Source organism: Flavobacterium gawalongense, assembly GCF_007097265.1.
GTDB lineage: Bacteria > Bacteroidota > Bacteroidia > Flavobacteriales > Flavobacteriaceae > Flavobacterium > Flavobacterium gawalongense.
Genome location: NZ_VJZP01000067.1, coordinates 1 through 3,882, shown reverse-complemented (window position 1 = coordinate 3,882; position 3,882 = coordinate 1). Strand labels below are relative to the sequence as shown.

Below are 3,882 nucleotides of genomic sequence, written 5' to 3'. Positions count from 1 at the left end.
ATAATTGTCCATAACGCTTTCTCTCCAAACGGTGATGGTATTAATGAAGTATTCATAATAGAAAACATAACAGACACTTGTTATATTGACAATACGGTTGAAATATACAACCGTTGGGGAGTCTTGGTTTTTGATACTAGAAACTACGACAATGAAAGCAACTATTTTGACGGAATCTCAAGAGGTAGAACAACTATTAGCCAGTCCTCTGGATTACCTACCGGAACCTATTATTATATCCTGAATTACACTTCTATTGATGGTAATGGTGGTGTTCAAACCAATAAAAAAGACGGGTATTTATACCTTACCAGATAAATCTAACTCAAATCTAACTCCTGGGGGCTATCAACCCTCAGGTTTAAAACAATAAACTAAATGAAGACAAGAGTACTATTATTCGCTTTGCTGTTTACTGGAATTGTAAGTTATGCCCAACAAGATGCACAATTTACACAATACATGTATAACACAATAAATGTCAATCCCGCTTATGCAGGATCGAGAGGAGCTTTGAGTATATTTGCTTTGCATCGTACGCAATGGGTTGGACTCGATGGAGCACCTGTTACAAATGCAGTGTCAGTGAATACACCTTTTAACGAGAGTCGTTTAGGATTGGGGGTGTCTATTATAAATGATAAAATTGGACCTACCCATGAGAACACGATCTCGGCTGATTTGTCCTATACCATTCCTACTTCGGAGACTGTTAAACTTTCGTTTGGGATTAAAGCAACCGCCAATCTATTCGATTTAGACGTTACTCGATTAAATCCTGTGGATGACGACCCTAGTTTGCATGATTTTAATAATAAATTCTCACCAAATATAGGTGCCGGTATCTATTTACATTCCCATAAAGGCTATGTGGGTTTATCAGTTCCTAATTTTATCGAAACCAACCGTTATGATGATAATGAGGTAGCTATTTTCAAAGAAAAAATAAATTACTACCTAATTGCCGGATATGTGTTTGATCTAAGTAATTTTGCAAAATTCAAACCTGCCCTGCTCACCAAAATGGTTGAAGGTGCTCCGCTTCAGGTAGATATATCCGGAAATTTTATGATTAACGATAAATTTGTTGTTGGAGTCGCTTACCGATGGAGTGCTGCCCTAAGTGCAAATGTTGGCTTTCAAATCTCTGATGCTTTATATATTGGGTACGGCTATGATCTTGAAACGACCAATTTAGACAATTATAATTCCGGTTCGCATGAAATATTCCTGCGCTATGAATTATTCAACAAAAACAAAAAAATGACAACCCCTAGATTCTTCTAAAAAACAATCATCATGAAATGAGCATAACGAAAATCCGATGCAAACACCGATAGCGATATGCGAATTACATATGACCGATAAAAAACAATAAAAATATAACATATGAAAACTACCAGGCTCCTTTTTATAACAATAGTAATTGTATTTTCATTTAACGGTTATGCCCAAAAAGTAAAAGTTTCTACAGCCGAAAAAAAATATGGAAACTTTGCCAATATAGATGCCATAAAAACCTATGAAAGGGTTGCCGAAAAAGGATACAAATCGACAGATATGTTTAAAAAACTTGGGAATTCCTATTACTATAATGCCGAGCTCGACCAAGCCGCTAAATGGTATGGCGAATTATTTACCATGACTCAAGATGTCGAACCTGAATATTATTACCGATATGCCCAGTCTTTGAGGGCTATAGGTCAAAATGACAAAGCCGATGAGATGCTGGAAAAATTCAATCAATTATCTGAAATTAAGACTAGGTAATAAATTTAAATAACAACAATAAAATTACGTCTCCCAGATTTTTCTAAAACAATTATCATGAAAAATAACATCCCCCTTTACATAACGATAATAAGTGTTTTTTCATTTAACTGTTTTGCACAAAAAACCAAGGTTTCTCTAGCCGACAAGAAAATGGAAAGTACACAAATAACGCGTCACATACTGTCAAAAAAGATTCCTAATCCTGTAAGAACTGTAAAAGTATACCATGTGAAAGAAAACATCAACATGAAATTTGGAGGGTACACCACTACCTATAATGTGTCTGACTCAAGCCTAGTTAACACATACGATTTAGGGCCAAACAACACCAGAGTTGTAACTCCGCGCTTTGAAAAAGAAACACAACTACCTGATTATCATGTAGAAACAATCACAGACTCGATAAAGTCTACCTTAAAACCTTATAATTTAGGCGTAACAGACTCTTCGAATAAACATGGCGACTATGCCTACATATTTATGATAAAAACCTATGAAAGAGTGGCAGAGAAAGGATACAAATCCGTAGAGATATTTCAGAAATTGGGAAACGCCTATTACTATAATTCAGAGATGGACAAGGCCGTGAAATGGTATGGCAAATTATTTGCCATGACTTCTGATTTAGAACCCGAATATTATTACCGCTATGCACATTCTTTGAAAGCCATAGGTCAAAATGACAAAGCCAATGAAATGTTGGGGAAATTCAATCAATTATCCGGGAACAATACCAGATAATATATTTCAAAAACTGCAATAAATTGATAAAACTAAGATTCTTCTAAAAAACAATCATTATGAAAAATAGTATACTCCTTTTTATAACAATAGTAAGTGTTTTTTCATTTAACTGTTTTGCCCAAAAAGCAAGAGTTTCTGCAGCCGAAAAAAAATATGGCAACTATGCTTATATAGATGCCATAAAAACCTACAAAAGGCTTGCAGAAAAAGGATACAAATCGGCAGATATGTATCAAAAATTGGGAAATTCCTATTACTATAATGCCGAGCTCGACCAAGCCGCTAAATGGTATGGCGAATTATTTGCCATGACTTCTGATGTGGAACCTGAATATTATTACCGATATGCCCAATCCTTGAGATCCATCGGTGAAAATGACAAAGCCAACGAGATGCTGGAAAAATTCAATCAGATGTCAGGAAACGATACCAGAGGGAAACTTTTCAAAAACAACAGGAGTTATTTGGATAAGATCAAAGAAAATTCAGGTAGATTCCAAGTGGAAAATGCGGGTATAAACTCTAAATATTCTGATTACGGAAGCTCCATTTATTTGAATAAAATTGTCTTTGCCTCGGCTAGGGATACCGGTAGTTTAGGACAGAGAAAACATGCATGGACCAATCAATATTTCACCAACTTGTATGTTGCCGACTTAGGAGATGCCATGACTCCTGGTGGGGTTAATAAATTTGATAAAAACGTGAAATCAAGATTCCATGAGTCTACTCCCGCATTTACCAAAGACGGAAAAACAATGTATTTCACAAGAAACAACTTTCTTGAAGACAAAAAAGGAAAAGATGCCAGTGGTATTACTTTAGTAAAAATATACAAGGCCAGTTTCGAAAACAACCAATGGACAAATATAACCGAACTGCCTTTTGACAACAACAACTACAGTACGGCGCACCCCGCATTAAGTCCTGACGAAAAAACACTGTATTTTGCTTCTGATATGCCTGGAACATTAGGACAATCTGATTTATTTAAAGTAAAGATAAATGATGACGGGAGTTTTGGAACCCCTGAAAATTTAGGAAACACAATTAATACCGAAGGAAGAGAAACCTTCCCGTTCGTGACTGACGAAAACGAGATTTATTTTGCCTCAGACGGGCATCCCGGTCTTGGTGGTCTGGACATATTTGTGTCTAAAATAAATGCAGACGGTACTTTCTATGAGGTTCAAAATGTAGGGGCGGATGCCAATTCCCCTAAAGATGATTTTGCCTATTTAATTGACACTAAATCCAGAAGAGGCTTTTTTTCCTCCAATAGAGATGGGGGGCAAGGTTATGATGATATTTATAAATTCCTGGAAACCAGAAGACTTACTTGTGAACAATTATTGTATGGAGAAA

Annotated in this window: 5 protein-coding genes; all 5 read left to right on the top strand. The window is 36.0% G+C overall.

Translation table 11 applies throughout. From position 1 onward, the window contains the following. Positions 1-318: gliding motility-associated C-terminal domain-containing protein (locus tag FNW38_RS17200; RefSeq protein ID WP_185963171.1), on the top strand; the 318-nt coding region annotated here is incomplete at its 5' end. Positions 319-378: 60 nt separating this feature from the next. After that, positions 379-1,287: a PorP/SprF family type IX secretion system membrane protein gene (locus FNW38_RS17195; protein ID WP_144065085.1), complete on the top strand. Its 909-nt coding sequence runs from the start codon at positions 379-381 to the stop codon at positions 1,285-1,287. Between the two features lie 102 nt (positions 1,288-1,389). Further along, positions 1,390-1,770 (top strand): tetratricopeptide repeat protein, encoded by a 381-nt coding sequence (locus FNW38_RS17190; protein ID WP_185963170.1) that lies wholly within the window; start codon positions 1,390-1,392, stop codon positions 1,768-1,770. 57 nt (positions 1,771-1,827) lie between these two features. Beyond that, positions 1,828-2,514: a tetratricopeptide repeat protein gene (locus FNW38_RS17185; RefSeq protein ID WP_144065084.1), complete on the top strand. Its 687-nt coding sequence runs from the start codon at positions 1,828-1,830 to the stop codon at positions 2,512-2,514. A 59-nt stretch (positions 2,515-2,573) separates the two neighbouring features. Continuing rightward, positions 2,574-3,882 (top strand): TolB-like translocation protein (locus FNW38_RS17180; protein WP_144066731.1); only part of this gene is annotated, 1,309 nt, incomplete at its 3' end.